Source organism: Vreelandella sp. DA03-1M (assembly GCF_055725665.1).
In genome coordinates this window covers 79,086-104,443 of record NZ_JBTHGQ010000002.1, presented here as the reverse complement: position 1 = coordinate 104,443, position 25,358 = coordinate 79,086, and the positions used below count along the sequence as shown (strand labels likewise).

31 protein-coding genes are annotated in these 25,358 nt (G+C 51.8%); 11 read left to right on the top strand and 20 right to left on the bottom strand.

The window, feature by feature from the left end; all coding sequences use genetic code 11:
• The first annotated feature begins 4 nt into the window (after nucleotides 1-4).
• The 3 genes from ACXUPB_RS22565 (at nucleotide 5) to ACXUPB_RS22555 (ending at nucleotide 2,938) form a co-directional block, all read left to right on the top strand.
• Nucleotides 5-1,672: a phosphoethanolamine transferase gene (locus tag ACXUPB_RS22565; RefSeq protein WP_035561795.1), complete on the top strand. Its 1,668-nt coding sequence runs from the start codon at nucleotides 5-7 to the stop codon at nucleotides 1,670-1,672.
• A gap of 75 nt (nucleotides 1,673-1,747) precedes the next feature.
• On the top strand, nucleotides 1,748-2,116 hold the full coding sequence (locus ACXUPB_RS22560) for a hypothetical protein (RefSeq protein WP_144408646.1): 369 nt from the start codon (nucleotides 1,748-1,750) through the stop codon (nucleotides 2,114-2,116).
• A 258-nt stretch (nucleotides 2,117-2,374) separates the two neighbouring features.
• Nucleotides 2,375-2,938, top strand: a complete 564-nt coding sequence (locus ACXUPB_RS22555) for a manganese efflux pump MntP (RefSeq protein WP_035561792.1) — start codon at nucleotides 2,375-2,377, stop codon at nucleotides 2,936-2,938.
• Nucleotides 2,939-3,515: 577 nt separating this feature from the next.
• On the opposite strand, the gene ACXUPB_RS22550 is transcribed toward ACXUPB_RS22555, so the two are convergent.
• A complete protein-coding gene (locus ACXUPB_RS22550) occupies nucleotides 3,516-3,671 on the bottom strand; it encodes a hypothetical protein (RefSeq protein ID WP_235272583.1) in 156 nt (51 codons plus the stop codon).
• A gap of 5 nt (nucleotides 3,672-3,676) precedes the next feature.
• A complete protein-coding gene (locus tag ACXUPB_RS22545) occupies nucleotides 3,677-3,934 on the bottom strand; it encodes a hypothetical protein (RefSeq protein WP_235272584.1) in 258 nt (85 codons plus the stop codon).
• An 89-nt stretch (nucleotides 3,935-4,023) separates the two neighbouring features.
• Between ACXUPB_RS22545 and ACXUPB_RS22540 the strand changes: the two genes are divergently transcribed.
• The 4 genes from ACXUPB_RS22540 to ACXUPB_RS22525 all read left to right on the top strand — a co-directional run bounded on the left by ACXUPB_RS22540 (nucleotide 4,024) and on the right by ACXUPB_RS22525 (nucleotide 5,951).
• Nucleotides 4,024-4,293: a metal/formaldehyde-sensitive transcriptional repressor gene (locus ACXUPB_RS22540; RefSeq protein ID WP_035561786.1), complete on the top strand. Its 270-nt coding sequence runs from the start codon at nucleotides 4,024-4,026 to the stop codon at nucleotides 4,291-4,293.
• Nucleotides 4,294-4,327: 34 nt separating this feature from the next.
• Nucleotides 4,328-4,480: a hypothetical protein gene (locus ACXUPB_RS22535; protein WP_157738124.1), complete on the top strand. Its 153-nt coding sequence runs from the start codon at nucleotides 4,328-4,330 to the stop codon at nucleotides 4,478-4,480.
• Nucleotides 4,481-4,532: 52 nt separating this feature from the next.
• Nucleotides 4,533-4,910: a YkvA family protein gene (locus ACXUPB_RS22530; protein ID WP_035561783.1), complete on the top strand. Its 378-nt coding sequence runs from the start codon at nucleotides 4,533-4,535 to the stop codon at nucleotides 4,908-4,910.
• A 135-nt stretch (nucleotides 4,911-5,045) separates the two neighbouring features.
• Nucleotides 5,046-5,951, top strand: coding sequence for a cation diffusion facilitator family transporter (locus ACXUPB_RS22525; RefSeq protein WP_045812307.1), 906 nt, complete (start codon nucleotides 5,046-5,048; stop codon nucleotides 5,949-5,951).
• 475 nt (nucleotides 5,952-6,426) lie between these two features.
• On the opposite strand, the gene ACXUPB_RS22520 is transcribed toward ACXUPB_RS22525, so the two are convergent.
• The 8 genes from ACXUPB_RS22520 to ACXUPB_RS22485 all read right to left on the bottom strand — a co-directional run bounded on the left by ACXUPB_RS22520 (nucleotide 6,427) and on the right by ACXUPB_RS22485 (nucleotide 12,159).
• On the bottom strand, nucleotides 6,427-6,825 hold the full coding sequence (locus tag ACXUPB_RS22520) for a hypothetical protein (RefSeq protein ID WP_035561780.1): 399 nt from the start codon (nucleotides 6,823-6,825) through the stop codon (nucleotides 6,427-6,429).
• A gap of 160 nt (nucleotides 6,826-6,985) precedes the next feature.
• Nucleotides 6,986-7,294: a hypothetical protein gene (locus tag ACXUPB_RS22515; RefSeq protein WP_035561777.1), complete on the bottom strand. Its 309-nt coding sequence runs from the start codon at nucleotides 7,292-7,294 to the stop codon at nucleotides 6,986-6,988.
• A gap of 128 nt (nucleotides 7,295-7,422) precedes the next feature.
• Nucleotides 7,423-7,836: a hypothetical protein gene (locus tag ACXUPB_RS22510; RefSeq protein ID WP_035561774.1), complete on the bottom strand. Its 414-nt coding sequence runs from the start codon at nucleotides 7,834-7,836 to the stop codon at nucleotides 7,423-7,425.
• On the bottom strand, nucleotides 7,826-8,170 hold the full coding sequence (locus tag ACXUPB_RS22505; RefSeq protein ID WP_035561771.1) for a hypothetical protein: 345 nt from the start codon (nucleotides 8,168-8,170) through the stop codon (nucleotides 7,826-7,828). Before ACXUPB_RS22505 ends, ACXUPB_RS22510 begins: the two co-directional genes overlap by 11 nt.
• A 788-nt stretch (nucleotides 8,171-8,958) precedes the next feature.
• A protein-coding gene (locus ACXUPB_RS22500) for an IS3 family transposase (RefSeq protein ID WP_472955951.1) occupies nucleotides 8,959-10,121 on the bottom strand; the annotation gives its coding sequence in 2 pieces (ribosomal slippage) (nucleotides 8,959-9,866 and nucleotides 9,866-10,121; 1,164 coding nt in all).
• A 70-nt stretch (nucleotides 10,122-10,191) separates the two neighbouring features.
• Complete coding sequence (locus tag ACXUPB_RS22495; RefSeq protein WP_083025318.1) at nucleotides 10,192-10,962, bottom strand: hypothetical protein; 771 nt, start codon at nucleotides 10,960-10,962, stop codon at nucleotides 10,192-10,194.
• Between the two features lie 274 nt (nucleotides 10,963-11,236).
• Nucleotides 11,237-11,743, bottom strand: a complete 507-nt coding sequence (locus ACXUPB_RS22490; RefSeq protein ID WP_206604591.1) for an Abi family protein — start codon at nucleotides 11,741-11,743, stop codon at nucleotides 11,237-11,239.
• Nucleotides 11,740-12,159 (bottom strand): Abi family protein, encoded by a 420-nt coding sequence (locus ACXUPB_RS22485; RefSeq protein ID WP_052703835.1) that lies wholly within the window; start codon nucleotides 12,157-12,159, stop codon nucleotides 11,740-11,742. The genes ACXUPB_RS22490 and ACXUPB_RS22485 overlap by 4 nt, the downstream gene beginning before the upstream one ends.
• 479 nt (nucleotides 12,160-12,638) lie before the next feature.
• Here ACXUPB_RS22485 and ACXUPB_RS22480 point away from each other — a divergent pair, with 479 nt between their 5' ends.
• A complete protein-coding gene (locus tag ACXUPB_RS22480) occupies nucleotides 12,639-13,187 on the top strand; it encodes a hypothetical protein (RefSeq protein ID WP_035561765.1) in 549 nt (182 codons plus the stop codon).
• 566 nt (nucleotides 13,188-13,753) lie between these two features.
• Here ACXUPB_RS22480 and ACXUPB_RS22475 read toward each other — a convergent pair.
• From ACXUPB_RS22475 to ACXUPB_RS22465, 3 genes are all read right to left on the bottom strand, one after another.
• Nucleotides 13,754-14,032, bottom strand: a complete 279-nt coding sequence (locus ACXUPB_RS22475; RefSeq protein WP_035561890.1) for a HigA family addiction module antitoxin — start codon at nucleotides 14,030-14,032, stop codon at nucleotides 13,754-13,756.
• Between the two features lie 140 nt (nucleotides 14,033-14,172).
• Nucleotides 14,173-14,451 (bottom strand): type II toxin-antitoxin system RelE/ParE family toxin, encoded by a 279-nt coding sequence (locus tag ACXUPB_RS22470; RefSeq protein WP_035561763.1) that lies wholly within the window; start codon nucleotides 14,449-14,451, stop codon nucleotides 14,173-14,175.
• Nucleotides 14,452-14,664: 213 nt separating this feature from the next.
• A complete protein-coding gene (locus ACXUPB_RS22465) occupies nucleotides 14,665-15,021 on the bottom strand; it encodes a DUF192 domain-containing protein (protein WP_052703836.1) in 357 nt (118 codons plus the stop codon).
• A 263-nt stretch (nucleotides 15,022-15,284) separates the two neighbouring features.
• On the opposite strand from ACXUPB_RS22465, the gene ACXUPB_RS22460 reads away from it, so the two are divergent.
• Together ACXUPB_RS22460 and ACXUPB_RS22455 are read left to right on the top strand one after the other, a co-directional pair.
• A complete protein-coding gene (locus ACXUPB_RS22460; RefSeq protein ID WP_113271271.1) occupies nucleotides 15,285-16,160 on the top strand; it encodes a DUF6685 family protein in 876 nt (291 codons plus the stop codon).
• A gap of 130 nt (nucleotides 16,161-16,290) precedes the next feature.
• Nucleotides 16,291-16,563: a hypothetical protein gene (locus ACXUPB_RS22455; RefSeq protein WP_127062892.1), complete on the top strand. Its 273-nt coding sequence runs from the start codon at nucleotides 16,291-16,293 to the stop codon at nucleotides 16,561-16,563.
• Nucleotides 16,564-16,836: 273 nt separating this feature from the next.
• On the opposite strand, the gene ACXUPB_RS22450 is transcribed toward ACXUPB_RS22455, so the two are convergent.
• From ACXUPB_RS22450 to ACXUPB_RS22435, 4 genes are read right to left on the bottom strand one after another with little or no spacing between them, the layout of a single operon-like run.
• Nucleotides 16,837-17,859: a L,D-transpeptidase family protein gene (locus ACXUPB_RS22450; RefSeq protein ID WP_179917310.1), complete on the bottom strand. Its 1,023-nt coding sequence runs from the start codon at nucleotides 17,857-17,859 to the stop codon at nucleotides 16,837-16,839.
• A 53-nt stretch (nucleotides 17,860-17,912) separates the two neighbouring features.
• A complete protein-coding gene (lnt, locus tag ACXUPB_RS22445; RefSeq protein WP_472956796.1) occupies nucleotides 17,913-19,445 on the bottom strand; it encodes an apolipoprotein N-acyltransferase in 1,533 nt (510 codons plus the stop codon).
• Between the two features lie 4 nt (nucleotides 19,446-19,449).
• On the bottom strand, nucleotides 19,450-19,953 hold the full coding sequence (gene lspA, locus ACXUPB_RS22440; protein ID WP_035556057.1) for a signal peptidase II: 504 nt from the start codon (nucleotides 19,951-19,953) through the stop codon (nucleotides 19,450-19,452).
• Nucleotides 19,950-22,136: a heavy metal translocating P-type ATPase gene (locus ACXUPB_RS22435; protein WP_443604087.1), complete on the bottom strand. Its 2,187-nt coding sequence runs from the start codon at nucleotides 22,134-22,136 to the stop codon at nucleotides 19,950-19,952. The genes lspA and ACXUPB_RS22435 overlap by 4 nt, the downstream gene beginning before the upstream one ends.
• Before the next feature lie 86 nt (nucleotides 22,137-22,222).
• On the opposite strand from ACXUPB_RS22435, the gene ACXUPB_RS22430 reads away from it, so the two are divergent.
• Nucleotides 22,223-22,681 carry a MerR family transcriptional regulator gene (locus tag ACXUPB_RS22430; RefSeq protein WP_082051477.1) on the top strand — a complete coding sequence of 153 codons (459 nt, stop codon included), beginning with the start codon at nucleotides 22,223-22,225 and terminating at the stop codon, nucleotides 22,679-22,681.
• A 28-nt stretch (nucleotides 22,682-22,709) separates the two neighbouring features.
• Here the strand turns inward: ACXUPB_RS22430 and ACXUPB_RS22425 are convergent, their stop codons facing one another.
• The 3 genes from ACXUPB_RS22425 to ACXUPB_RS22415 all read right to left on the bottom strand — a co-directional run bounded on the left by ACXUPB_RS22425 (nucleotide 22,710) and on the right by ACXUPB_RS22415 (nucleotide 25,271).
• On the bottom strand, nucleotides 22,710-23,492 hold the full coding sequence (locus ACXUPB_RS22425) for a ZIP family metal transporter (protein WP_035556053.1): 783 nt from the start codon (nucleotides 23,490-23,492) through the stop codon (nucleotides 22,710-22,712).
• A gap of 112 nt (nucleotides 23,493-23,604) precedes the next feature.
• The gene (locus ACXUPB_RS22420; protein ID WP_127062888.1) at nucleotides 23,605-24,594 is read right to left on the bottom strand and encodes a M23 family metallopeptidase; all 990 of its coding nucleotides are present in this window, start codon (nucleotides 24,592-24,594) and stop codon (nucleotides 23,605-23,607) included.
• Nucleotides 24,594-25,271 carry a DsbA family protein gene (locus ACXUPB_RS22415; protein ID WP_127062887.1) on the bottom strand — a complete coding sequence of 226 codons (678 nt, stop codon included), beginning with the start codon at nucleotides 25,269-25,271 and terminating at the stop codon, nucleotides 24,594-24,596. Before ACXUPB_RS22415 ends, ACXUPB_RS22420 begins: the two co-directional genes overlap by 1 nt.
• Nucleotides 25,272-25,358: the final 87 nt, after the last annotated feature.

Here is a 25,358-nt window from a genome sequence, read left to right as displayed (position 1 = left end):
TTCGATGCGTACTTTGCTATCATTGCCTTCAAATGCTGTTGGCACCGCTTGGCATTATCGCCCCACATTAAGCACGGAGCAGCTTGTCTTATGGGCCGTTGTCATATTCAGTGTTTTTTACAATGTCCCTTTTTGGCAACAAGCCTTTGCTGGCTATGAACCTCTTGCCGTCCAGACGTGGCTAACCTTTGCCACTATGTTTTTGGTGATGACCTGTCTTAACTATTTAGCCTTTATTAGCATTGCTTTTCGAACACTGGTAAAGCCATTATTAACTTTACTTTTTCTGATTGCCGCTTTCGTCAGTTACTTTACTAGCTATTACGGCACCTATTTTGATACTTCAATGTTAGACAACGTGCTTCAAACGGATACTAACGAGGCACAGGAGCTTCTTACACCCGGATTACTGATTCATTTAATGCTCTTTTTCTGTTTGCCAACCATCATGATTTGGCGCGTTAAAATCACACAGTCAACTTGGAAGAAGGCAGTGTTGCGTCGCTTAGCTTATTGCCTTGCCAGCACTGCTATATTGCTGTTAGCAATTTTCTTATCTTACCAAGAAGTGTCGTCACTCATGCGCAACAATAAAGAGCTACGCTACTTGGTGACCCCAGGTAATTATATTGTTTCGATGGCGCAGGCCCTTTCGAGCCAACACGCTTCCGCGAATACGGTGCGTTCCCCGGTGGGTGAGGACGCCAGTATCAGTTCACAAGCGGGTGACAAACCCACACTGCTCGTCATCGTGGTGGGCGAAACGGTACGGGCGGCGAATTGGGGGTTAAATGGTTATGAACGCCAAACCACACCCAAACTTGCCCAGCAGCCTGACGTTATCAATTTTTCAGATGTTTCCTCATGCGGTACAAGCACAGCGGTCTCATTACCCTGCATGTTTTCATTACCAGGGCGTGCCGATTACGCTAAATCGTATGCTCAGCAATATGAATCCTTGCTGGACGTATTAGCCCACGCCGGGTTAGAGGTCACCTGGCTTGATAACCAGTCAGGCTGTAAAGGTGTCTGCGACGGAGTGACGACAAAAGCGCTATCGCCAGAAGAGTATGCCTCTTTGTGTCAAGATGGGCGATGCTTGGATGAAGCACTGGTTCAAGCCTTGACCAAGCAAATTAGCGGTACCTCAGCTGATCAGGTTGTTGTGCTGCATCAGCTAGGCAACCACGGCCCCAGCTATTACCAACGCTACCCTGATGACTACGAACGTTTTGTTCCCGCTTGCACCACCGCTGATTTAGCCAAGTGCTCAAGAGACGACATTACCAACAGCTACGACAATGCCATTCTGTATACCGACACTGTGTTGGATCAGGTGATTGAGATGTTAAAGCGTCAGGATGACTACGCAACTGCGATGATCTATCTCTCTGATCATGGTGAATCACTGGGTGAAAAAGGCCTATATTTGCACGGCATTCCCTATGCCATTGCTCCCGATGAACAGACCCATGTGCCTATGGTTTGGTGGCTTTCCAACTCATTTTCAAAGCAGCGAGGACTCGATACGGAGTGCTTACGCCAAGTCTCTGATCAAGCCGCTTCCCACGATAACTTATTTCACAGCGTGCTGGGGTTGCTTGGCGTAGCAACGGACGTATATCAGCAGGCAGAAGATATTAGCCAAACGTGCCGGAGCCTCGCCAATTAATGAATGCTTAAGTGATCGTTAAGTATTCCATGTCAAGCTGCTCTCCACTCTGCTCAACTATCCTGGTGTATGCACATGGTTTTATCGCATCTATTGGACTCCAACCAAGGTTTTTGGAGACGGCTACTACCCAAAAAAATGGCAACAGCAGGGGGCTTGGTAGACGGTGTCAATACCTCTATACATTCTGCTAAATGGCTTTCCTTTAGAGCCAGTGTTGTTTTAATTACTTTACTATCGACTCTGCTGTGGTTAACGGGAATAGAAAGAATCGAGATCATCATCGCCATATTAAGTGTAACGTCAAGTGGTATGTCACAGTTACTTGGACGTTATTATTCTATCAGTGTATTGAAAGTAGTTGAAAATGATTTGATAGATACGCTCGACGCATTAGGAGCTGCAGGAGTTGGAACCTTAATAATTTTATATCTATTGGATTAACACACTTAATGTACGCTATTGAAAAAAAATTCACTTATTAATGCAACTAGGCTAAAAGTAAAGACTGAGGAAACATGGCTAGCCTATGCTAAGTGTCTTATACAAGACGAACTATATTTTTAACGTTTTGACTTGTTTATCTAGCCGGAAATGATAATGTTGGGAGCCTTTTAATACCCGACGAATTTACTTAAGTATAGCAGTAATTTTGGGTGACTTGGTTTAGAGCGTCGGATTTTCAGCTAGAGACACCATGTCATGACATTTGCCACCATATTGATTTTGGCCTTTTCCATGTCGGCAGATGCCTTCGCTGCTTCCATCAGCAAAGGCGCTGAGCTACAAAAACCCTCGTTTCGGCACGCCATCAGCATTGGGCTGATATTTGGTACTATCGAGACCATAACACCCTTGCTGGGCTGGTTGGCCGGGGTAGCATCGCAGCGCTTTGTGCAGGCTTGGGATCACTGGGCTGCGTTCTCAATCTTATTGGTTATTGGTTTACATATGGTGTATTCGGGCCTATGCAAAGAAGACAAAATAGCCCAAGAAAAGCAAACACTGTGGTTATTGATATTAACGGCTATTGCTACGAGTATTGATGCCATGGCCGTTGGTGCAAGCCTTGCCTTTATTGATGCCAATATCATCGCTACCAGCTTAGCTATTGGTTTAGCCACTACTGTCATGGCATCAATTGGCACCTTATTGGGTCACCAATTTGGCAAATACGTTAGCCACTGGTCTGAGCTGATCGGTGGGATCGTTTTAATTGGTATTGGCCTGGGAGTGTTAGCCGAACATACTGCTTTTTTTAATTGATCTTTCCTGATCTGTGTCATCCAGAGACAGTGTTAAAGCAATATGCGTAGCAACCCTCTGGGAAAGAGGACTGTTCACGTAGCATAAACGCAGAATCGAACTACTGATGCTTTTCCTTGCAGGTCACCGGAACCGGAGCTTCGAGCTGAAGTGTAGATCATGCTCTTTCGTCTTTGTGCCCAGGATGCGGTATTACAGTAAGTGAAGGATGTTGTCAGCCAAAATGGTCATACAAACGTTTCTTGTGCCTTTTTGTCATGTCACGACGTCCATTTCGTGTGATGACAAATCGATTACAAAGATGTGTCGATGCCTGCCCCTCGGGTGATGGTGAGGATGGCGATGCGGTTCAGACCCCTCCCAGACCTCATGTTCATGCTGGTGATGGTCGTCATGGTAGTGCAGATGGGAGTGCTCCACAGGAGCATGGTCATGCTAGAGCGCCACCGGAACCCGTGACGGCCAGAGACGGGTCGCGAGCGCCTGTTCGCCCAGGCCCGGAGCGGACATAGACCACGGTGTTAACGATTTGCATGGCCCCGGCGACCGAAACCGCTATGTTCAGGGCAAGCATCCCTCACAGCCGGGGCGTTTTCAAGTAGATTCGCATGCCGTGGGAGACCTTGCGCCAGTCACTTAGCGCTTCGTCATCCGCAGTTTGGGGCGACAGCAGGACCACCGAGACGACCAGGAAGGCCAGACTATTGAGCAGGAACAGCACATCGAAGCTCATCACCATCAGCAGCGCGGCAGACGCGAGGCGTAGGCTTCGACCAGTGACGCGATGCCCACATAGGCCACCATCTTAGCCTGCCCGGCCACCAAGTCATGGGCCAGCAGCGCTAGGGCGACCGTCGTTAAACCGTTGCCGACGAGGGCGGTGACCTGGGCCAGGAACGAGTGACGATAGATACGATGAGCCAGCACCTGGAGCACGGGGCCCTCCTCGATGTGTTGCAGTCGGTTACAGGCGGCATGCTGGGATGAACGATTCACATAACTTTCTTCTGTTGCAAGCAAGCCATACTACCCCCTAGTATCTATACTACCTCCTGTACTGTTTCCTTCTCCACAGAGACGACCACATGCACACGATCAAAGACAAAGCGAAGCTGCTAACTCGTGTTCGACGCATTCAGGGGCAGGCAGCCGCACTGGAAAGGCAACTTGATAAGGAAGGGGATTGCACTGCCGTGCTGCAACAGACTGCCGCGATTCGCGGGGCGGTCAATGGGCTGATGGCAGCCATAATAGAGGGACACCTAACTGATCACATCGTCAGGGAGCCCGAATTGGAGCAGCGGCAACAAGATTTGGACGCGGTGCTACAGGTCATCAAGTCCTACCTCAAGTAGGAGAGAAAGAAGCCTGGCACACAGAATATTCAATATGGATGAGAGCAATGATCAAGGCCGCCACCCGCTCGAAGAAAAGGATCAAAGGCCCTGGCGCGGTACGACCATCACCTACGCCTGGGGTGATTTCTACCATGAAGCGATTACAGTTATGCGCTCCGGCTTCCTTGCTGTGTTTCAGCACTGAGGAACTGGCCTTGCTTCTTGTTGGTACGAGTACTGAGTAGAGAAAGTCCCTGATGACAACAGAACTAATCTCGAACGCTAAACAATGGGCTCGCACGATCAAACGGGATGTACACGCCGTCTGGCTTGCCGCTCGCGATCCACGTACCCCATGGTTTGCAGAGGTGTTGGCAATGATTGTCGCAGCCTATGCCGTCTCACCTATCGACTTGATCCCCGACTTCATCCCCGTACTCGGCTACGTGGACGACATCATCATTGTCCCACTCGGGATATTGTTGGTGGTGAAGCTTACACCACCAGAGGTCATGAACGAGCACCGAGCAACCGCTGACGCAGCCTCTGAACGCCCGGTAAGCCGCATAGCTGCTGGCGTGTTTATCGCTATCTGGTTCTTCTTCGCCACCTTCTTGGCAAGAATGCTCCTATGAATATATCCAATACGTAATGTGGCAGGTACAACCTGCCTTATATTAGCGCGGAAAAAACCTGTCGACCCAATGGCCTGATAGAGGGTAGGGGTGGCTCGCGGGAAGTCTCGTGGGCTAATAACGAAGGAGACATAAATGTCAGACCACGATCATAGCCATAGTGGCGGCAAGACCTTGTTGTTCGCACTGGTCTTCACTACAGGTTTTGCAGCTGTCGAAGTGTTCGGTGGCCTGATAGCTGATTCGCTTGCCCTGTTGTCGGACGCAGGCCACATGCTAACCGATTCATTGTCGCTAGGGATTGGTGCCTTCGCTGCTTGGCTGGCCAAGAAGCCAGCATCGCGTCAGCACTCCTTTGGACTCAAGCGTGCTGAAATCCTCGGCGCTCTGTTTAACGTGCTGTTTATGTTCGGGGTGATCGTATTCATCGCTTACGAGGCGATCCGCCGCATGGCAGATACACCCGCCGTTGCCGGAGGCATGGTTTTGGCGATAGGCGGGCTCGGTTTGCTGGTGAATATCGTAGTGGCTTGGGTGCTGATGCGTGGAGAGCAAACTATAAACGTCCGCGGAGCGCTTCTGCACGTAATGGGAGACTTATTGGGCTCGGTAGCTGCGCTGGTTGCTGGGGCGGTCATTTATCTGGACGGGCCGCCCATTGCGGATCCGATCCTGTCTCTTTTCGTCAGCCTATTGATACTGGTGTCCGCCATTCGGCTACTGCGTGAGGTGACGCATGTCTTGATGGAAGGCGTGCCAAAAGGAATTGATGCGCATGAAGTCGGCTGCGCTCTAGTCCGGGTCGACGGTGTCTGCGCTATCCATGACATGCATATTTGGAGCCTGTCATCAAACAGCCAGGCTCTAGTGGCACATATCGATGTGGAAGCGATGGAGCGATGGGAAGAGATACTGCCGCAGCTGCAAACGATATTGCGGGAGCGCTTCGATATTGCGCACAGCACCCTACAACCCGAAGATGCCGCTATCCGCCATGTTTGTGATGCCGATCCTTATTGTGGGGCTGGTAAGGTGAATTAGGAGACAACCGGCAGAAGGTCCCGCCGAGGCTGCACGTAGCAGCATCAATAACTATAGCGCCACTTGATACCCATTATCTCTATCTGGGAATGTACGCCCCCCTTGGGGAGTCCTGCTCCTGAGCCGCTCAGGAGCGTCCGTATCAACACTTTTGGCAACGCCAAGTGCTTTCCAACGTGCGGCTTGCATTGTTTCAGAGAAACGGTCACAAGGGCGCGCTCTATATAAACTCAACATAGAGATTGTCGCAGCAATTATTGTTTAGTCGCAGCAATTGTTGAAAATGACACCAGCGCCTTGCTAATGACGTTGTTGGGCAGGGGGGGATATTGCACAGTCAGCCCCTAGAAACAGCCCTGCCTGGCGGCTGAGGCTGAGGGGGAACGTTGCACAGCAGCAATTAAAGATGTGAGAAATGCTTTGTTCAGCGTGAAGAGAAAGACCCCTCAAAAGAGAGGGGTCTAGGAAAAGCTCATCAGAACATTTCGAGCTTTGGAATGTTATCAGCGGCGGTATCGATCCCTTCAAGAAGCTCGATGCCGCGAGCCAGTGCATTCTGAGCCAGCTCAAAAGCACTAGCGTTAAGACGGGCATTATTATCGTCCCTATTGACCTCAACCCCACTTCTTGCGAATTCAACATCGCTCAAAAGCACGGGTTGGCTACCTATCTTTACTTCGACCTTGGCGGACAGCATACCGAAGAACCACTTATGCTCAGCAAAAGCTTCCTTATCGGAATCTGAGTACCTATCGAAGAAGTCCGGGGTCACCACTGGATCATTGTCGAGCATCAGTGTGACGGTTAAGTGGCCATTCGTACCTGTAACGGTGTCACCACAGATTGCAAAGCCGTCAAATTTATTAAGTTCCATGATCGTTCCTCTCTCTCATTCCTGCTGAATTGCAGGTCTCAAGAAGAGATAGGGACTCCACTGACACAACTGGTGAGGCTCTGTGCAGCGCAATGAAAAAGGCCCCTCGATCTTGAGGGGCCTTCAGGATGAAATAAAATCTCGTTAAGCCTCAATGAAACTACAGGTTCTCTCGAAACCCTAAGGCTTTAAGTTTCTTAATAAACTTTTCTGGAGTTATCTCTTTGCCATCCAGTTCAGCCAGTAAATTCAGCACATCTTGCATAGAGTACAGGGCTTTCCAATCATCCTGATAAACATGCAATAAAGGGGAGTGATTACCCCACTGAATGCAGAACTCCCCGGCTGTCCCACCATCGATATGGTACAACCCGATATAAATCTGCTCAGTGGCCCCTGCTGGGAGGCTCATCCCATCCATACTGCTGTTGAGCATGTAACCCTTGAAGCAGCCCTCGAACTCTTTCATACGGTCTCCTTAGTCATTCCTGCCCGTTGCAGGACTCATCATTGGTAGGGCGCAGAGTGACCCTTGGAGGCCTTGAGTGCTAGATGGCCGCAACCAGTCGATAGGCTACAGTATAAAACATGGACGTTTCACGCAGCCGCCCGGTCGAGCATTGACCGAACGTGCGGATTCGCATCCCTACCATCACCTTCGACTCCCTGGGCAGGTCGATTGAGTGAGGCGCCAGCCCATAGAGCCACAGCAGCAGACCGGCTCACCCCGGCAGTGCAGTGAATGACCAGCTTCACCGGCCTGCGATCGCTGGACCACTGGCGAATCCACCCAGAAATTCTCTGTGCATCCTCGAGCGTCATGGGTTCTTCGCAGCCGAAGCCTTCACCGGGAACGACATCATCAAACTGCATTAAGAGAACATCATCCCCCCCCTTTGCCAAGCGAGTTGAACGCTCGTCAAGCCCTCGAATGGACAGGACTACAGTATCGGCGCTTGCTTGCCGGCGCTCGATGTCACGTCGACTTGTATATTCGATGCTAGTGATCATTGGTTATCTCATTCCGGTTGGTTAGGGCATGGAGGGCTTGCTCGCGAACTCGTCCTGCGAGGTGAATCCTCATCGCATACTCGACGGCCGCGGAGCGAGATCGCTTTCGTGAAGCCAGGCGATTGATGTGCTGCTGGGTATCGATCACCAGGGCTTGTGCGGCAGCGACATATCGCAACAGGGTTTCGCGTTGGGGGTACTTAGGATGGGAGCAATCCCATGACAGGCGAATACAAGCCTCGCCAATGACGGACGACCGAGAAAAAGGATTATCCAGATAGTGTGTCACCAGCGTCTCGCCGGCCTGATCCACCTGCTCAACACGTTGCTGCATGCGATCCCCCCTATTGTCCCCAGGCTCATGAATGGCTGGTTATAGGGAGTTAGGGATGGCAATGACACAGAATGAGAAAGCCCCAACTAGCGAACTAGAAGGGGCTTGAAGGTAAAAACCTTGAATCTGATCAGCTGAAAGCTGCAGATTTGCTGTGCAAGACAGCTTTACCTGGAGCGAAATGCCACAGGGATTCCTCAAGGAGGTTATTATCAGGACTGCTGACGTAAGCGCCCTTGCGTGATAGCCGAAAAGCCCGCGGGCCTTGTCGAAACAACCTGACAATCAACCTTAGAGGTCATCGTGATTAGCAATTTCCGTTTCCCATACCGTTCAATGAACGGCCTCGCCAATAAGATAGGGACATGGGTGACATCTGGGAAGTTAATATCGGAAAAAATAATCCCCAACCGACAATCTCGCTCAGTTGAGGGAAGGCTGGATAGGCAGGATTTGGCGGCCATGATCTTATTTCGAGCTGCCGTTAGTAGAATCAATTTCACAGGCGGTGAGCGCCCGAAGGTATCGCTTCAATGTCTCGCGATCGGTAATCGCAGTGCCCACCATGGCGCGGCCCCAGCGGCGCCCGCCTGAGTAAAATGTCTATTTCAGCACTTCTCCTTTATCTATCTTGTCTAGGCAGCATTACTGATAAGCTAGGTAGCTTGGGGGTTGGTTGAAATCGATTGTGACATCCCTGTCCGGTAGCTCCTCGCACTGACCGACAAGCTGGCGACCGCTTTCTCCCGGTAAGTCGATGCGAACGTCAATGTGTCCTATTGTAGTGGTCAACTAATCCCGGACAGTAATTTAAGATTTTCCTCAGCCACAACGGGAGGCATGCCACCGTTAAACGAATGAGGGCGCTGCTGGTTGTAGTAACCCATCAGATATCCACTAACGTCTTTCTTGGCCTCAGGTAGATTTCGATATCCCAAAGCCGGTATCCACTCCGATTTCAGGCTCCGGAACAGCCTTTCCATCGGCGAGTTGTCCCAGCAGTTGCCACGTCGGCTCATGCTTTGTTTAATTCGATAGCGCCAAAGTCTTTGGCGGAACTTGCGGCTTGCATACTGACTACCCTGATCGGAATGGAACATGACGCTCTTTGGCTGACCACGTTGCTCCCAAGCGTGATCCAGCGCTTTCACAACAAGATCTGCATCTGGGCTGGACGACATGGCCCAGCCAACAACACGACGAGCATAAAGATCCAACACAACGGCAAGATAGCTCCAACGCTGGCCACTCCAGATATAAGTGATGTCACCACACCAGACCTGATTGGGCTGGTCTGGTGTAAATTTGCGGTCAAGATGGTTCGCAATATCCGGTCGCTCAACGGTCGCCTGCTTGTAAGCATGAGGGCCCGGCTGCTTACAGATCAACCCCATTTCGCTCATCAAACGCCGAACCTTGAAACGACCAATGGTGACGCCTTCTTCGTTGAGCAAACCCTTGATCGAGCGGCTGCCAGCTGAGTTGCGACTCTTTTTGAAAAGGCGGTTTACCTGAGCTTTTAAGGCCAGACGCTCAACGTCCACGCGGTGCCGCCGCTGGCGGTACTCGTAGTAACTGGAGCGGCTAATATCAAACGCGTTACAGACCATTTCAACAGGCATTTGCTCACTCAACTGGTCTATCAGCGCGTACGATTCATGTCGTCCGACATCAAGAGAGCAGTAGCCTTTTTTAGGATGGTTTTTTCCATCTCAAGGCGTTTGCAGCGAGCCTCAAGCTCCTGAATGCGCTGCTGTTCTGGGGTTAACGCTTTGCCCTTAGGCGTTACTCCCTGACGCTCGTCCTCAAGCTGGTGAACCCAGCGTCGAAGGGCGCTTTCACCGACACCCAACGAGGTACAAGCTTGGGGATAGCTGTACCCTTGATCTAGTACTAGGCTGGCAGCTTCCTGCTTAAATTCAGGCGAAAAAGTACGTCGTTTCTTGGTCATCAGACACCTCGCTTATGGTGGCAATATTACCACCTACGTTGGTGTCCGGTTTTATTGAACCACTACATATCTATCTTCTGCATCGCATCTGCTCTCGAACGACCGAGAAGGGGGCCACCCATTGGCCATGAGGGTTTCGTCGAAGTTTCATCCAATAATATTCGATAGGCTTCATCCTGACGCCTTTCGGTACTGAGTTAACCCCGAAGCACAATAATCTATTCAATAGAAAATTCACGTTGTCGAGACGACGACGATTCAGCCCGTTGTTGATGATCCCTTCCCCGATGAGTTGTGATAACGCGATTAAGGCTCTAAGCGTAGCTTCATCTAGCGGTGGAAGAGGCATACCGTCTCTACCATAGCCCGATAAGGTGAGGGGGGTTTCCACAAACTGAGCTTGTCGATGAATCAGGCTATGGCGATACTCTATTGTAGACACGTAACAAGTCAGCATTCCTTCCCAGGTGCAGGTTTCCTCGGTTAGGATCACGCCATTCAGCGTACCGCTCATTGCGAGACGAGCCTTTTCCTTAATTGGCCAGAGCTTAGCTTCCCGCTGAGGTTTTATACCTTGTTCCGCCAGCGCAAGCTCGATCGTAAGATCAAGCACCTTCCAGGCTGCTCCAAACGCCAATGGCAAGAAAGCTGCACGTAGGCTGTCCTCTCGATTGGCTTGAATGTGGCTCGCCCCGTTCTGTATAACGTTTTTTCCTCCATCAATTAGGGGACGTATATCGATGTAGCTTCCAGATGTCTGGGCTGTCAGAGGTAAATACCGGTCAAGAGCAAAACGTTCAAAGGCAGTCTCTGCCTCGTACTCATTAATGTTAGTGATCATTGGTAGGGCCTATTACAAGCTACTGTTTAAACTTAAATCAGCTGGATGTGGCACCTAACTCACTTAGATTGGCAACAGTTTGGCGATTCAGACAGTCAGTCTTGCCCAGCTACCCTCCATTTCAACAGGGACTTCGATCCAAGTGAGGCGCAAACGACCGGCTACTTTCGCCAAGGCCTCGTATTCTGCAACTCCCAGGCAGCGTAACATCGTACCTTTCCCTGGATAATAAGGTGTTTCAGGATACTCTCTGAAAATTAGCTTCGGGTTGTATTCAGTTCCAGTACGGTCGTGTTTCCCACTGAAAGGGAATCCCTATTGACTGAGGTGTGATGCCGGCTTTTGAGAGCGTCGCAACTGGCAATGTTCTCATAACTGTCTTGAAGCGATCCTGCCAAGTTGTTGATGGATCGATCGCTTTCAAAAGTGCTTGGAGCGCGACGGTCCGGGAAAAGAAAAATCCTTGATCAGGGTTGCCTGGAAACTCGGAGTGGATAGCATTCGCGCTTTGAGGGCTGTCAGCGCCGACATTATTATTCCAGACCCTGCTATGGTGGGCACAATTATTACGCAGCATGGTTGTGCTTTTGAGCCACGACACAATGACCTTTTCATCGTAGCCAAACTGTGTAGCCACTCGCCTCCGATGTTCGCGATCAAGACTGGCAAGCAACCGCGACATTTGGCCAATGCTTAACTCCTCCAAGATTGTCCAGATCGGCGGATAAGGCGGCGTATGGTAAGTGTGGTAATAGTGCTTAATGGGGTTGGTAAGTCTCAATCCAAGACGTTCTTCATGAAATTGCGGTGCGCTTCCATGTCCTTGAAATGTTTGGTTTTGAGATAGAAGTGGGGGCCGCAGTCTTTGTCATTGGCCATAGCGTTAACTATGGCGGATCTGAACGCGACTTCTACTTGTTCAATAGCGTCAAGGAGCACTAGCCGAAGACTACGATCGAACTCGTAAAGCGCAAGAATATCGTCAAACCTTACACCCGGATAAAAACGTTTTTGATCATCCTGCAGCGGCCGCGTATAAATGAGCAGCTGGTAATACCCGACAAACTGAAGGACATTAAGTGCTTGTGATTGCTGACCTTTGGTGATGAGGCCCTTGGCGCGAAGATGACGAAGGTGGGCGTAAGAGGATTTTGCGGGTTTTGTGAAGTTTAGTTGTGGTTGCAGTTGTGGCCCCATACATTCTTTTACCACTAAAAAAACTAACCCCCTGGTGCGCAGTCAGGACGAATCCTGTGAGGCGTGGGGGTTATTCTTATCTTAAATAGTAGGCTTCTACTGTTCTCGTGTCAATCTAGACTGTTTCCTATCTTGAATGGGTACCCGTCCCAGGGGGAACCTTGGCTGATACAAGTCCACTTGCAGTAGTAGACTTCTACTGTGCCCATGCCAATCTAAGCTGTTTCTTATCCGTAATGGGTGCTCGGCCCAGGATGAACCTTGGCCAGGACTAGCCTACTTGCAGTTGTACGTTTTGTCTGAGGAGTAAAAGGCAGCTATAGGGGGAATGTTGCACCGGAATCCAACGTATAGCCTGTATAAAATTCATCGAATTTCACATGTTTGGTTGGAAGTACTTTACCTATACACCAAGATGAATATAGAAAAGCGACTGGACATTATCTTAGTAAACTTTATAAGCATCCACAGGGGGAAGCATGATTCTCGACGCTATCGATGGCTGGGACGATTACCCACGACGCATTTTTGACCGTGAAGCAACTATACGAGGTATTGCCGAATGGATTGATGCCGAAAGCAGTGTCATGCCTTACGCGGTCTTGCATTGTGATGGCGTTAGTTTTCGCGTGGCTGTGCGCGATTATGAAGAGCAAGATTTAATCTTGGCGGCCGATGAGTACGGGCATCGTTCAGCAGCAGGGGCTTTGGGCGCTTTCGGCGAGCTGATTGACACGGCAAAACGTCGAATGGAAGGAAAAGAGTCCTGGCCAGAAGGCCCGGCGCTAGATGAAATTAGGCTCTACCAGAAAGAGCGTGAAGTCGAAAAGCTCAACACTATGGCCACGTTATTTATCCAGCGCGAACCCCATATCGTCAATGAAATAGAATACGGCGCTCAGCCGGGCCAACTCGATCTGGACGCTGCATCGCTGCCAGAATGCTTGTGGGATGAATTTGAAGCAGAAGGAGAGGCGTTTAAGCTCGTCTTAGAGGAAGAAATTTACCACCGCGTGAATAAGAAGTAACACGCTGCGAAGAATTGCCAGCCGGGTTTCTCTACATCCAGATGGCATGACACAACATCAAACACCAAAAGTCCGGCCCTATACGACGTTTTTTTAACCTGTTAAAAGAATATAGATAACACCTATGTCGACGGGTGTCGAAATGCAGGCCTAGTGGTTTAATAGGAGTAGGGCTTTTAGCGAAGCTGCTGGTTAATTCTAGTCAGACAAAAAACCGATGAGGTAGCACCGTGATTGAGTGCGAAGGCATGAAGGATGATGAGACGCCATGCGCGCGAGAAGCAGTTCACAATATACCAGCTGTGGTGTTCGGCCAGGAACGCCAATTATTGCTTTGTAATGACTGCGTGCCAAAATATGTAGAGGAAGAAGACGACCTCTAATTAGGTGCTATTACCTGCTACGTTCGCATGAATGGGTAAGCAGATTTTTCATAATGGCCAATATTTAAACCTTGATACCCGGCAATAAGCCGGGTTTTTGCGTCTCAATTAGCGAGGCTAATTGGATACAAAAAACCCAACGTCGCGGTACGTTGGGTTTTTCCGAATTAATATCTTACTAATTCAAACAGCTGCAAATCTTTCAATATGGTTCTGTTCTTTATGCTCGGCGTGCCATAGCTCATAGTTTGCCTGCATCGTTAGCCAGTGCTTGGCATTGCCAATTCCGCCATGCTCTAACTTAACGGCCAAATCGGGGGAAATAGCGGCATGCTCATGTAATACGCGTGAAACTGCTGCACGAGACATGCCTAACTTTTTGGAAAATTCAGTGACGTTCAGCCCCAGCGCTGGCACGATCCGACGGCGCAATAAGCTACCTGGGTGCGGCGGGTTCATCATGGTCATGTTTCAGTTCTCTCTCTCTACACAAATTGTGTATCGCATATTTGAGGTGTTGCATTCATGGCTACGTCTGCGAGGCCATCTTTCTCGGTGGCCCTTGATAACCGTACCGAGCCGGTTATCAAGGAACGCCGGGGTTAGTGGTAGTCTAAATAGTCAACAAGGTGTACATCTTCCCCATCAAACGTAAATATCACTACCCAATTACCGTTTACATGCACCGAAAAAAAGCCTTTTCTATCACCCTTCAAACTATGAAAATCAAATCCTGGCAAATTCATATCGTTTGGCTTAGTGGCTGCGTCCAGTGCAGCAAGTATGTCTCTTAAATCGTCTACATGGTTTGGTTGTACTCCTTGGGATTCTCCCTTCTCATAAAGACGTTTAAGCCCTTTGTGTTTGATCTTCTTTATCATCGCATTGCTTTGCTCCCTTGTTGTGAAACGCCCTCGAAGTGTAGCGCGTAACGCTACACGCGTCAATGACAGCTGAGGTAGAAACTGCTTAAAGGTGGCATGGCTGACAGTACAGGAGCAGTTGTTCCGCCAACTAGATTGGCCCCGATTGAGGTGAAAAAACGGGTGTGCTCATTAACGTGCTTCTCTCTCATTCCTGCAGTAGAACAGGTTTTAAGAGGGGGGGTGCTGTAAAGGGTCGACCTCTAGGCGATCTCCAGCGGCTATACCATGCTCATTGAAGTAGCCAGCGTTTACCTCCAGGGCCATCCAGAAGCGCGTGCCAGCTGGATAACGCGGACAGGCTTCTTTTTCTCTCGTGCAGGGGGCCATGCTGGTGATCGACTGGATCTCTCCGTCATGGTCGAGGAAGGCAATATCAAGCGGTATACGAGTTTGGTACATCCAGAAAGCATGATCGGTTGTCTGCTCCTCATCATAGACGAAGAGCATGCCAGCATCGGGAGCCATTGAGTCACGCTCCATTAGGCCATTGCGACGCTGGCGCGAGGTAGATGCCACCTCAAGCATGAGCGAATATCGGCCTTCCTTAGCGTGCAAAACACCAGAGGAAAATGCAGTGGCCTGTCGAAGAATCATCCCCGTGATTAGAGCAGTGCCAATCAAGAAAAGCGCCAAAATGCGGATACTTTTTCGGGTCGTGGGCCGATCGAATCCCACAAGCCTTTGTTGACGCTGAAACATTATCACCTGGGCTCCAGAATAAAATCAGAATGTCACTCCAAGATAGAGCCGAGGGTGACCGTAACGGTTAGGGTTTGGGGGAACATATTATGCTGGCGACCACATTACTGGTCCGCTGGCTGCGCCATGCTCACTGGGCCAGCCCAGCAGCCGTGCAGCACGCTATTGAATTTTCACACTTAGCAGCCCGGGTAACGCTCCCAGCAGCTAGCGCCAGCGAACTCGGCATCATCCAATGGCACCGATGGCCGCTTTGCTTAGGGGACGATATTGCCTACTGGCGACCAGGGCGAACGGGGCTGCAATGTCAGCGCTTGCCTTATCCAGCGGCCGCTGGACTCACATCGACCACCTACGATGACAACTTCAGCTGCTCGATCAGAGACATCATCTCCCTGGCGTCTGGGAAAGGCGATCTCGTCGGCTACGCCACTCTCGACGCCTATGCTATCGGCGAATGTCGCGAATTGGTTCACAACAACCGTGCCAGCATCGAACCTTTGCCCAACTGGCATGAACTCCGCTTCCATGGCGGTTCTGGCGCTGAAGAGTCAGTAGAAGGTTTCAGTTGGCGGCCCTGGGGATACCATCTAAACAACCAGGGTGGCGCCCATCACTTCGCTACAGCTTGTCTGATTGCTGGCTTCCTCGATCCTGAGCTGCGCATAAAAGCTCCCTTGACCAGGCATGAACTGAACACCGAGGTCGCCCAAGTTATTCTCAGCGCCTTCGACATCTTTTGCGAGCCAGAGCACCACACAATGAACGAAGCGTTTATGAAGCGGATGGAGGCTGCGCAGATCCCATTCGCCATCTGTTCAGCACCCCCGCCGCGGCAGGATGGCCATCACCTTTTACTGTTGTCCTGTGAGAACAGCAAAGCCATGGGCGTAGCCGATATATTCCGAGCTTACGGCTGGCTCGATTTCTGCGACCTCTTACGCAAGCAGGCGAAACAACAATAGAAAAAAACTGGGCACATCCATTGGACAGGGCTGACATCAGCTGGTGTTATTGCGGCAGCGCGTAGAACCACCAGGCTGTTAGCGGGCTTTGAAAGTACAGTGATTAGCAACGCATATAAGGAGAATGAACTTGGCAAAGATTAAACACGACGCAGAGGCGTTTCACGCCGAGATAGCTATGCGCGTTTACGATGAATCTGTGACCGACGCTATTGACGTTATCACTCGTGATGGTGAGCCAGAAACCCTGCTGGCAGTGGTGCGAAGCCTTGTTGATTTTAACGTGTATTACAGCAATCAGAAAAACTATAAGACGTACCAACACGCCTATGCTGCTATCGGTGCTGCAATTGATAAGGCGAACCCAGAGCATCAGCCACTAAACAAACACTGGAATAAATGAATCTTAATAGGGAAATAATATTTATCACTTTGCCTAGGTATAGAAAAGCCCCTGCCAGCCAGTGGAAGGGGCTTAGAATAGATCCTCTTCGTCACACTTCAGTGCTACCGAAAGTGGATGCTACCAACGTTGTGATGATCGCATTAGCTCTTTCTACGCTAGTGATGGAAGAGCTCAATCAACAACACACGACGAATATTAAGGGTTTGACGGTAGCCAAGCCGTTGTTCTCCAAAGGGCTGAAAAAACGCTCTGCCTTGTCTTTATCGACATTCACGACGAATGAAGTGTCAGTTCTTCATAAACACTGTTGATATTGTCGTCTTCTTTATTACTCGGTTCCGGCTTCGGATACAGAGGTTCGATAAGCCCGTTGGATAATGCTAGTAAATCGCCAAGCTGTTCGTAATCGAAGCTAACGCCATCTGCATTGCGTTGCTCAAGGCGTGAAATGGCATCTGATATAGCGGTCATGGTGTGATCCTCCACCCCTAAAGGAGGTAATGCCTGTATCAGCGGCTGTCCGTTGTCCCAACCGATTTTAATAGGTTGGTTGATGATATTGACCTGGGTGCCCGCCGGTATGCGGTCAAAAATTGATTCAATATCGGCAGGCAACATGCGTATACAGCCACGGCTTGCACGCATGCCAATGCCATCGGGCTGGTTGGTACCGTGAATCAAATAGCCATCGAAGCCTAAGATAATGGCGTGGTCTCCCAGCGGATTATCGGGGCCGGGCGGGACAACACTTGGCGCGGTTTCGCCGCGTGCTTCAGCTTCACGTTTTACCGACTCAGGCGGGTACCATGCGGGGTTTTTAATGTTCATGGTGGTCTCGGTCACACCGAGAGGGGTATCAAACCCTTCGCGACCAATGCCAATAGGATAGGTCTCAACACGCGGTGTCTCACCGTTTTTGACATCTGGGTAGTAGTAAAGCCGCAGCTCGGCAATATTTATAACGATCCCAGTACGCTCTACATTCGGCAGAATAAAACGTCCCGGAATAGTCACTTCCGTGCCCACCCCTGGAACCCAGATGCTGACCTCTGGGTTTGCACGGATCATCTCCAAATAGCCAAGGTTGTGACGCTTGGCAATATCTATCAAGGTATCGTCGTAATCCTTCACTGTGAAGGTGTCAGCCTCTCCGATAATATTGCCTTCCTCAGGTAGCGGGTAATGCCCCTTAGGCCATTCCGTCTCCTGGGTAGTGGCGGGTTGTGCCGCCATGGCGACAGGGAGCCATGCCAGAGACGAAACCATCACACTCATGATGAAGCCCATCTGCATTGGCCATGGGAGGAGTCTCTTAAGTATTGCTGCGTTATTTACCGAGAGCATCGCTAGGTTCCTTTTTCATCTAATGCGTCGTTTTTTGATCGAGATAAGTTTAGTTGTAATCCGAGCAGCGTCAGCAAGGCGGCGAGTATCCAAGAGGGGCCACTACCGGTGCGTGTGAAAGGAGTTAGGCCCTGCATCGGGGTCACTTCGCCAGTTAAACTGGCCTGTTCAAACTGTGGGGCACGGGCTGTGACGTGACCTTGTGAATCGATGATGGCCGTCACGCCATTACTGGTAGCTCGAAGTAGGTGACGACCATTTTCTAAGGCACGTAGACGCGCCATTTGAAGATGTTGGTGTGGGCCAATGGAACGCCCAAACCACGTATCGTTGGATACCGTTAATAGCAGCTCGGCATTACGCGCCTGTTGGGCGACGTGGTCGGCGAAAATGATCTCGTAACAGATGGCAGTGCCAATGGTGGTTCCAGCCACGTGTAACGGAGCCTGTCCGTCTGACCCTGGGGTCAGGCGGGGTGCTGGCAAGTCGAAAAAAGCAAGGGTGTCAGCGAGGAGGCTTTGGAATGGCAAATACTCGCCAAAGGGTACTAAGTGCGCTTTCTGGTATTCGCCCTGCACATCATTTAGCCCTATGACGCTGTTATAAGAGCGCCCTTCACTGTCGCGTTGCAAAATGCCGGTCAACAAGGCGGTGTTAGGCCCCAGGTCGGACGCTACTTGCTCCAGTATTCGCTGTGCTTCCTGCTCAAGCATGGGAAGGGCTGCCTCGGGCCAAACGATGAGATCGATGTCCCTTGCTTGCTCTTGTGTCATTGTTGTGTAGATATTGACCGCCTCGCGCTGCCCTTGGGCAGTCCACTTAATGCGCTGATCAAGATTCCCTTGCAGCAATGCCACCCGGATGGGCTTGCCAGCAGGGGTTGTCCATTGGGCGGGCAATAGGAATGGAACGATCCACAAGGCGGCCATTGGGACAAGGAAAACCCAGCGGCGACGCAGAACCTCTACCCCTAACGTACCTGTCAGCGCGGTCATGAGTGACAGCAAGTACACACCACCAACGGGCGCCCATGGGGCTAGTGGAGAATCAATCTGAGAGGTGCCGAGCAATAACCAGGGAAAGCCGGTGAGCAACCAAGTGCGTAGCCATTCGCTCACCACCCACATACCGGCAAAGCTAAGAAAGGCGAACCGTGGCCCCGTGATGCGTCGATAGAGCCCAAAGGGGATTGCAAAGAAGAGCGCCAGGACGCTGACAAAAAGAGTGGTGAGGAACATCGCCACCAAGGCCCCGGTGCCACCGAAGTCGTGAATAGCAACGAAGACCCACGATGTGCCAGAACCGAACAGGCCTACCCCATAGCACCACCCACGCAGGGTGGCCATGGCAGGCGTTAGCGACGCTATCTTCCAATAGACCAGTGCCACGGCCACTGGGCCAAGCCACCATAGGGAAAAGGGGGCGGCACTCAAGGTGGTCAGCACCCCAGCGGCTAGCGCTACAACGCAATCGACTGTTGGTGAGAGTCGCCCAGCCACAAACGTATATTTTTTTTCTTGATCGACTGAGTCCATACCGTTACTCAGAGCGCTTAAAAGCAGGACTTTCACGCCATAACGCCACTGCGAACATCAATACACCGGCAAATAGCGCGATATCGGCCATGTTAAAGGCGGGCCAATGCCATTCGCTCCAGTAAACGTCCAGATAGTCGACGACGTACCCACGCGCTAACCGATCAACGGTATTGCCGAGTGCGCCGCCAAGAATCAGACTGTACGCACAGGCTTCCAAGCGCGGCAGGGGTTTGCATAGCTGCACGAGCAATACGACGACCACCACCAACGCTAAACCAAGAAAGAGGTAGCGCTGCCAACCACCTGCCTCCGCGAGAAAGCTAAAAGCGGCTCCTGTATTACCGGTGTATACCCAGTTAAAAAACGGCGTTAGCGGAATGACTTGGCCAAACGACATCTGGGCATGCACGATTTCTTTGACCAGTTGATCGGCTAGAGCCAACACGCAAGCAAATGTGAACCATGGCCAACGTCGTGAAGGGCTGTCGTGTTGCGCTGTTCTCATGACGTTGTTTTTCCTTGTGACAGGCCTGTCAATGCGGTACTGGGCGAAAAGCGATAACCCAGCAGTCGCATGGCGTTCAACGTCACCAGGACGGTAGCACCGGTATCGGCCATCACCGCAATCCACATACCGGTAATACCCAGCGCTGTGGTGACCAGGAAAATGGCTTTTAAGCCAAGGGCGAGAACAACGTTGGTTTTCACATTGCGTAGCGTGGCACGAGAGAGGTCTATCAGCTCAGCGATGCCGGTAACGCGGTTCTTGAGCAAGGCTGCATCGGCGGTTTCCAACGCCACATCCGTGCCGCCACCCATCGCGATACCCACATCGGCTGCCGCGAGTGCCGGTGCATCGTTGATGCCATCGCCTACTTTACCGATGGGGCCACGACCTGTCGCTTGCCAGTCTCGAACATACGCTGCCTTGTCTTCAGGCATTAGTTCGCCGTACGCTTCAATGCCTAAGCGACCCCCAGTGGCAGCGACGGTGCGGGCATTATCACCGCTGAGCATGACCGCCTGTACGCCTAAACGGGATAGCGCCGCTAGGCCTTCAAGGGCATCTTCGCGTGGCTCATCGCGAACAGCGATCAAGCCCAACAAACGCTCGCCTTCGACGAGGAGAGCGAGGCTCTTACCGGCTTCTTCTAACGCGATAATCCGAGCACTGAGACTTTCCTCCAGGATGACTTTCTCGTGAAGGTGACGAGGCGTCATTAAGCTCAGCTCGCGACCCTCCACCTGGCCTGAGACACCGCGCCCCGCCAGAGCGCGGCTGCCGGTGGCGGTGGGGAGGTTTAGGCCCGATTGTCGGGCATGCTCAACGATAGCCGTGGCGATAGGGTGACTGGAATCTCGCTCTATCGCGGCGGCGAGCCGCAATACGCTGTTATCGTCTTCCTCAGCGATCCAAGACTCCACATCTGTGACTCTTGGAGTACCCGCAGTGAGGGTGCCCGTTTTATCTAATGCCACCAAGCGAAGCTTACCTAACTGTTCAAGAACGGCTCCCCCTTTGATCAATAGGCCGCGCCGAGCGCCCGCCGAGAGGCCTGCGGCGATGGCGGCTGGGGTGGAAATGACTAACGCGCAGGGGCATGCGATTAACAGCAATGCTAACGCACGGTAAATCGACTCCGACCATGCCATGGTCGATACCAGCGGTGGCACTATCGCCATCAGGAGGGCGAGTAAGACGACGGCGGGCATATAGTAATACGCAAAACGATCAATAAAGCGTGCTATCGGTGCCTTGGCGGCCTGTGCTTCTTCAACCAGGCGAATAACGCGTGCGATCGTATTGTCATCAGCGCCTCGTGTTACCTCCACCTCCAGGGCGGCATCAAGATTCACTGTGCCAGCAAAAATGTCATCACCAGGCGCTCGCGAACGGGGTATGGACTCGCCGTTTACCGGCGACTCGTCAATGTCGGAGGTGCCCACCAGGATGCGTCCATCGCAGGGAACGCGATCACCGGGCCGCACCAGCACACGCTGGCCGGGTTTAAGTGACTCCGCCGAGACGTCACGCAGATGGCCATTGTCCATCAGCCTCGCCGTTGAGGGTGCTAAATTTGCCAAGGCTGAGATACTGCGGCGCGCCCGTGAAGCAGCTACCCCTTCGAGTAGCTCACCTACGGCGAACAAGAACACGACCATCGCAGCTTCAGCGGCAGCATTGATGGCCAATGCGCCAAGCGCAGCGATGCACATCAGCATCTCGATGGTAAAGGGGTTGCGCATTTTGAGGGCGCCCCAGGCACTCTGCGCAATGGGCATTAAGCCGACCAGCGTGGCCAGAATGAACGGCACATTACCCAGCGCAGGCCATGCTAAACGAAGCGCGAAGGCTACGATCAGCAGATTTCCTGTGATAATGACCAAGCGCCCTTTAGCGGTTTGCCACCAAGGGGATGAAGAACCAGATGCGCGTGTTTGGCCATCAGGGGAAGTCACTTGATAGCCTAGTTCGTTCAGAATGCCCTCAATGGTCTTTCGCGAGGGGGCCCCGTGATCATGGTGATGAATCTTCACCGATCCCGTGACCGAGCTTGCCGTGACTTCCTCAATGCCGTCCAGCCGCTCTAGCGCCGACACGACCTTGCGCTCACAACCGCCGCAGTCCATGCCTTCAACACGCAGCGTCAAAAAGGTAGTCGCTGTCGCCTGCGTTGATGTTTTCATGGTGCCTCTTCTCTCAATGGGCTATGGTTTTGAAGTGTAAACCTTGTAGCAACTATAGCTTCAAGCCCTACGTAAGGAGTTTTACCATGTCGATGATGGGGCAAAGTATCAGCATTGGTGAGTTAGCACGACGAGCCGATTGCAAACCTGAAACGGTTCGTTATTACGAGCGTATTGGGCTGCTGCGCGATGCAACACGAACCGGCGGAGGGCAGCGCCGCTATGGAGACGACGCTGTGCGGCGTTTGACCTTCATTCGTCATGCCCGAGACTTTGGCTTTTCGGTGGAGTCAGTGCGAGAGCTTTTGGCCATGTCAGATCAGCCTGATATGCCTTGCCAAGAAGTCGATGCCATCGCCACGCATCACCTAAAGAAAGTGGAGTCCCGCCTTCAACGACTGTCCATACTGCGTGAGGAGCTTCAACGGATGGTCACGCAGTGTGCCGGTGGTAAAGTGGAAAGCTGCCGAATCATTGAGGTCATCAGTGATCATCAGCTCTGTATCACTGAAAAATCGCACGGAGGGGCTCACGACTTAGGTTAGCACTAACGCTACGCCCCACGCCCAATGGTTAGCCCAGCGAAACATCCAAAAACAGCATGAGTACCAATCCGATAGAGAGGCCCAGCGTGGCCTTTTTTTGGTGCCCGCTTCGATGAGTTTCGGGAATAATCTCATGACTGATCACATACAACATCGCCCCCGCTGCAAAGGCCAACCCCCAGGGCAGTAGCGCTTGTGACATGCTGATGACTCCAGCGCCTAATAAGCCACCCAACGGCTCAACAAGCCCCGTAAGGGCGGCAATCGTCCATGACCGCCAACGTGAATAGCCCACGCCTAGCAGTGATACTGCTACGGCCAGTCCTTCTGGGGCATTCTGAAGTCCAATGCCAATCGCTAGTGGAATGCCTCCTTCGCTTCCCCCTGCGCCGAAGGCCACGCCAACGGCCAGCCCTTCTGGCAGGTTGTGTATCGTAATGGCAATAATAAACAACCAGATACGACGTAGTGAGGCAGCCTCTGGCCCTTCTCGCCCCTGTTCGAAGTGCTCATGAGGTAAGAGTTCGTTCAGTAGTGCGACCATTCCAATCCCTAGCAAGATGGCCGCACAGGCAATGGCAGCAGGTACCACGCTACCTCCGTAACGCAGCTCCGAGGCTTCTAAGGAGGGTATGATCAGTGAGAAGAAAGAGGCCGCTAGCATGACGCCAGCGGCGAACCCCAACGCTAAATCGCGAACACCACGATTCGGTCTTTTGGTAAACAAGACAGGAAGCGCCCCGACAGCCGTCATCAAGCCCGCGGCAAGGCTTCCCAATACCCCCATGGTGACGAGAGAAACCTCTTCCATACCGATTACCTGTCTTGTGGTAGATGAGTGATCACAGCGCTAGGGTTCCATAACGAGGCAAGCACACGTTCACGTTACTAACAATCCATGCAACGTTGCTAAGCACGGGTGGTTACGGCTCGTTAAACGAGATCAAGTCATAAATGGACGCCGTGCCGATAGCTTGTTCCAAGCGATCTCTTGCCTCGTAAAGTGACGCTTGATATTCACCTTGAGTCGGCTGCTCACCCAACATGATGCGTTGACCTTGACCAAGGGGATCAACAGGCTGGTTATTGACTCTCACTTCGTAATGCAGGTTGGGGCCCGTGGCGACCCCGGAGGAACCTACCTCTCCGAGCGACTCTCCCGCATTGACTAAATCCCCAACCACTAGCTGTGGGGAGAATCGGCTAAGGTGTGTGTAGCGACTAATGGCCCCTGTGTCGTGCTCCACCTCGATCACCTGCCCATATCCCCCTTGGCGACCCATAAAGAATACGCGCCCAGGTGCGGTGGCAATGACCGGCGTTCCTGTCGGCGCAGCCAAGTCAATTCCATTATGAGGACGCATCCCTCCATACACAGGATGTCGCCGATTCCCAAAGCGAGACGTTAAGCGGGCACTAAGCACGGGCAACCGCAACGTGCCTAGCAGTGTGTCGCTTTTGAAAAGAGCTACGTCCCCCTTTTGGGTGACCGGCCATATGACCTCCAAGGGCTCTGCCTGATCAGGCAGAGCGGCATAACTGAGGCGTGGTGGCCCAACACGGGCGCCGTCCTGGCGTCGATCTTCCTCCCACACTAATTGAATACGTTCACTGCCAGAAAACTCCAGCGGCGCTGCTATAAACTCGCTGAGCAGTGTTTCCAGTTTAGTGGCGAAACGCGTTGGGACACCTTCTGCTGCCAAGGCCTCGTAGAGAGTGGTATTAATGACGACATCACGCCCAAAGGTTAGGGTATCAACGCTATCGAGCGGTAATGTGCCTTCTTGCTCGCTAGCCGCCTGTAACTTGACAGGGCTAAGTTCAGACGGCGGCAATGACAGATGCGTTTGCCAATTGGCTTCGGCTAGCAAGGGGTAAAAGCCCACAAAGCCTAGTAACCACCAGCGCTGCATCACTGGCCATCCTCTTCCCCAGAGATCTCCGCTACTTCACTCTCAACGGCATCAATCAGCTCTTGCATACCAAAGGGGTCTAAAGGCTCGCCATTGACAAAAAAGGTGGGTGTTTGGCGAATCTGATTGGCTCTGACATCCGCCATGTCTTGGTCAATCACCGCCTGCACCTCAGCAGAAGTCAGTTGCTCTTCGGCAGCCGCTAAATCAAGGCCTCCTTGGCTCGCGATATCGAGGATAGCGGATTCATCAAAACTGCCATGTGAAGCCCATTGATCCTGGCGAGCCAGCAGCCTCTCCAGTACCGGTTCAAAGACGCCCTGACGACGAGCAACTTCTAATACCCGAATGGCCTTGTCCGATACGTCGCCGTGGAAAGGAGTGTAGCGCACGATGAGCCGCACTTTTTCTGGGTAGGTTTCCAGAATACTTTTTGTCAGGGGGTAGAAGGCACGGCAGGCTTCGCAAGCCGGATCGAAGAATTCCACAATCGTCACCGGCGCGTCTTCTCGACCCAAAATGGGGGAGTGTGAACGTACCAGTGAGTCCTCGGCCTGGACACCATTCTCTTTTGCTGCCTGAGCCTGCATGTCCAGGAGGGCAGGTTTTGATACGGCGACGATCGCAGCGGTCAGCAATAATGTGCCGGCCAATATAAAAGACGCTTTTTTGAACATGTTTCACTCTCTGTCTCAATGATGGGGTGGAAAAGTCGGGTTGAAAAACAAGCCAATCGCTATGGGAGTAAGCCCCCACTACCAACC

What these genes read in the sequence shown, in the direction of transcription:
- ACXUPB_RS22565 (WP_035561795.1), top strand. Translation starts at nt 5, where the DNA reads ATGCGTACTTTGCTATCATTGCCTTCAAATGCTGTTGGCACCGCTTGG.
- ACXUPB_RS22560 (WP_144408646.1), top strand. Translation starts at nt 1,748, where the DNA reads ATGGTTTTATCGCATCTATTGGACTCCAACCAAGGTTTTTGGAGACGG.
- ACXUPB_RS22555 (WP_035561792.1), top strand. Translation starts at nt 2,375, where the DNA reads ATGACATTTGCCACCATATTGATTTTGGCCTTTTCCATGTCGGCAGAT.
- ACXUPB_RS22550 (WP_235272583.1), bottom strand. Translation starts at nt 3,671, where the DNA reads ATGAGCTTCGATGTGCTGTTCCTGCTCAATAGTCTGGCCTTCCTGGTC.
- ACXUPB_RS22540 (WP_035561786.1), top strand. Translation starts at nt 4,024, where the DNA reads ATGCACACGATCAAAGACAAAGCGAAGCTGCTAACTCGTGTTCGACGC.
- ACXUPB_RS22535 (WP_157738124.1), top strand. Translation starts at nt 4,328, where the DNA reads ATGGATGAGAGCAATGATCAAGGCCGCCACCCGCTCGAAGAAAAGGAT.
- ACXUPB_RS22530 (WP_035561783.1), top strand. Translation starts at nt 4,533, where the DNA reads ATGACAACAGAACTAATCTCGAACGCTAAACAATGGGCTCGCACGATC.
- ACXUPB_RS22525 (WP_045812307.1), top strand. Translation starts at nt 5,046, where the DNA reads ATGTCAGACCACGATCATAGCCATAGTGGCGGCAAGACCTTGTTGTTC.
- ACXUPB_RS22520 (WP_035561780.1), bottom strand. Translation starts at nt 6,825, where the DNA reads ATGGAACTTAATAAATTTGACGGCTTTGCAATCTGTGGTGACACCGTT.
- ACXUPB_RS22515 (WP_035561777.1), bottom strand. Translation starts at nt 7,294, where the DNA reads ATGAAAGAGTTCGAGGGCTGCTTCAAGGGTTACATGCTCAACAGCAGT.
- ACXUPB_RS22510 (WP_035561774.1), bottom strand. Translation starts at nt 7,836, where the DNA reads ATGATCACTAGCATCGAATATACAAGTCGACGTGACATCGAGCGCCGG.
- ACXUPB_RS22505 (WP_035561771.1), bottom strand. Translation starts at nt 8,170, where the DNA reads ATGCAGCAACGTGTTGAGCAGGTGGATCAGGCCGGCGAGACGCTGGTG.
- ACXUPB_RS22495 (WP_083025318.1), bottom strand. Translation starts at nt 10,962, where the DNA reads ATGATCACTAACATTAATGAGTACGAGGCAGAGACTGCCTTTGAACGT.
- ACXUPB_RS22485 (WP_052703835.1), bottom strand. Translation starts at nt 12,159, where the DNA reads ATGGGGCCACAACTGCAACCACAACTAAACTTCACAAAACCCGCAAAA.
- ACXUPB_RS22480 (WP_035561765.1), top strand. Translation starts at nt 12,639, where the DNA reads ATGATTCTCGACGCTATCGATGGCTGGGACGATTACCCACGACGCATT.
- ACXUPB_RS22475 (WP_035561890.1), bottom strand. Translation starts at nt 14,032, where the DNA reads ATGATGAACCCGCCGCACCCAGGTAGCTTATTGCGCCGTCGGATCGTG.
- ACXUPB_RS22470 (WP_035561763.1), bottom strand. Translation starts at nt 14,451, where the DNA reads ATGATAAAGAAGATCAAACACAAAGGGCTTAAACGTCTTTATGAGAAG.
- ACXUPB_RS22465 (WP_052703836.1), bottom strand. Translation starts at nt 15,021, where the DNA reads ATGCTTGAGGTGGCATCTACCTCGCGCCAGCGTCGCAATGGCCTAATG.
- ACXUPB_RS22460 (WP_113271271.1), top strand. Translation starts at nt 15,285, where the DNA reads ATGCTGGCGACCACATTACTGGTCCGCTGGCTGCGCCATGCTCACTGG.
- ACXUPB_RS22450 (WP_179917310.1), bottom strand. Translation starts at nt 17,859, where the DNA reads ATGCAGATGGGCTTCATCATGAGTGTGATGGTTTCGTCTCTGGCATGG.
- lnt (WP_472956796.1), bottom strand. Translation starts at nt 19,445, where the DNA reads ATGGACTCAGTCGATCAAGAAAAAAAATATACGTTTGTGGCTGGGCGA.
- lspA (WP_035556057.1), bottom strand. Translation starts at nt 19,953, where the DNA reads ATGAGAACAGCGCAACACGACAGCCCTTCACGACGTTGGCCATGGTTC.
- ACXUPB_RS22435 (WP_443604087.1), bottom strand. Translation starts at nt 22,136, where the DNA reads ATGAAAACATCAACGCAGGCGACAGCGACTACCTTTTTGACGCTGCGT.
- ACXUPB_RS22430 (WP_082051477.1), top strand. Translation starts at nt 22,223, where the DNA reads ATGTCGATGATGGGGCAAAGTATCAGCATTGGTGAGTTAGCACGACGA.
- ACXUPB_RS22425 (WP_035556053.1), bottom strand. Translation starts at nt 23,492, where the DNA reads ATGGAAGAGGTTTCTCTCGTCACCATGGGGGTATTGGGAAGCCTTGCC.
- ACXUPB_RS22420 (WP_127062888.1), bottom strand. Translation starts at nt 24,594, where the DNA reads ATGCAGCGCTGGTGGTTACTAGGCTTTGTGGGCTTTTACCCCTTGCTA.
- ACXUPB_RS22415 (WP_127062887.1), bottom strand. Translation starts at nt 25,271, where the DNA reads ATGTTCAAAAAAGCGTCTTTTATATTGGCCGGCACATTATTGCTGACC.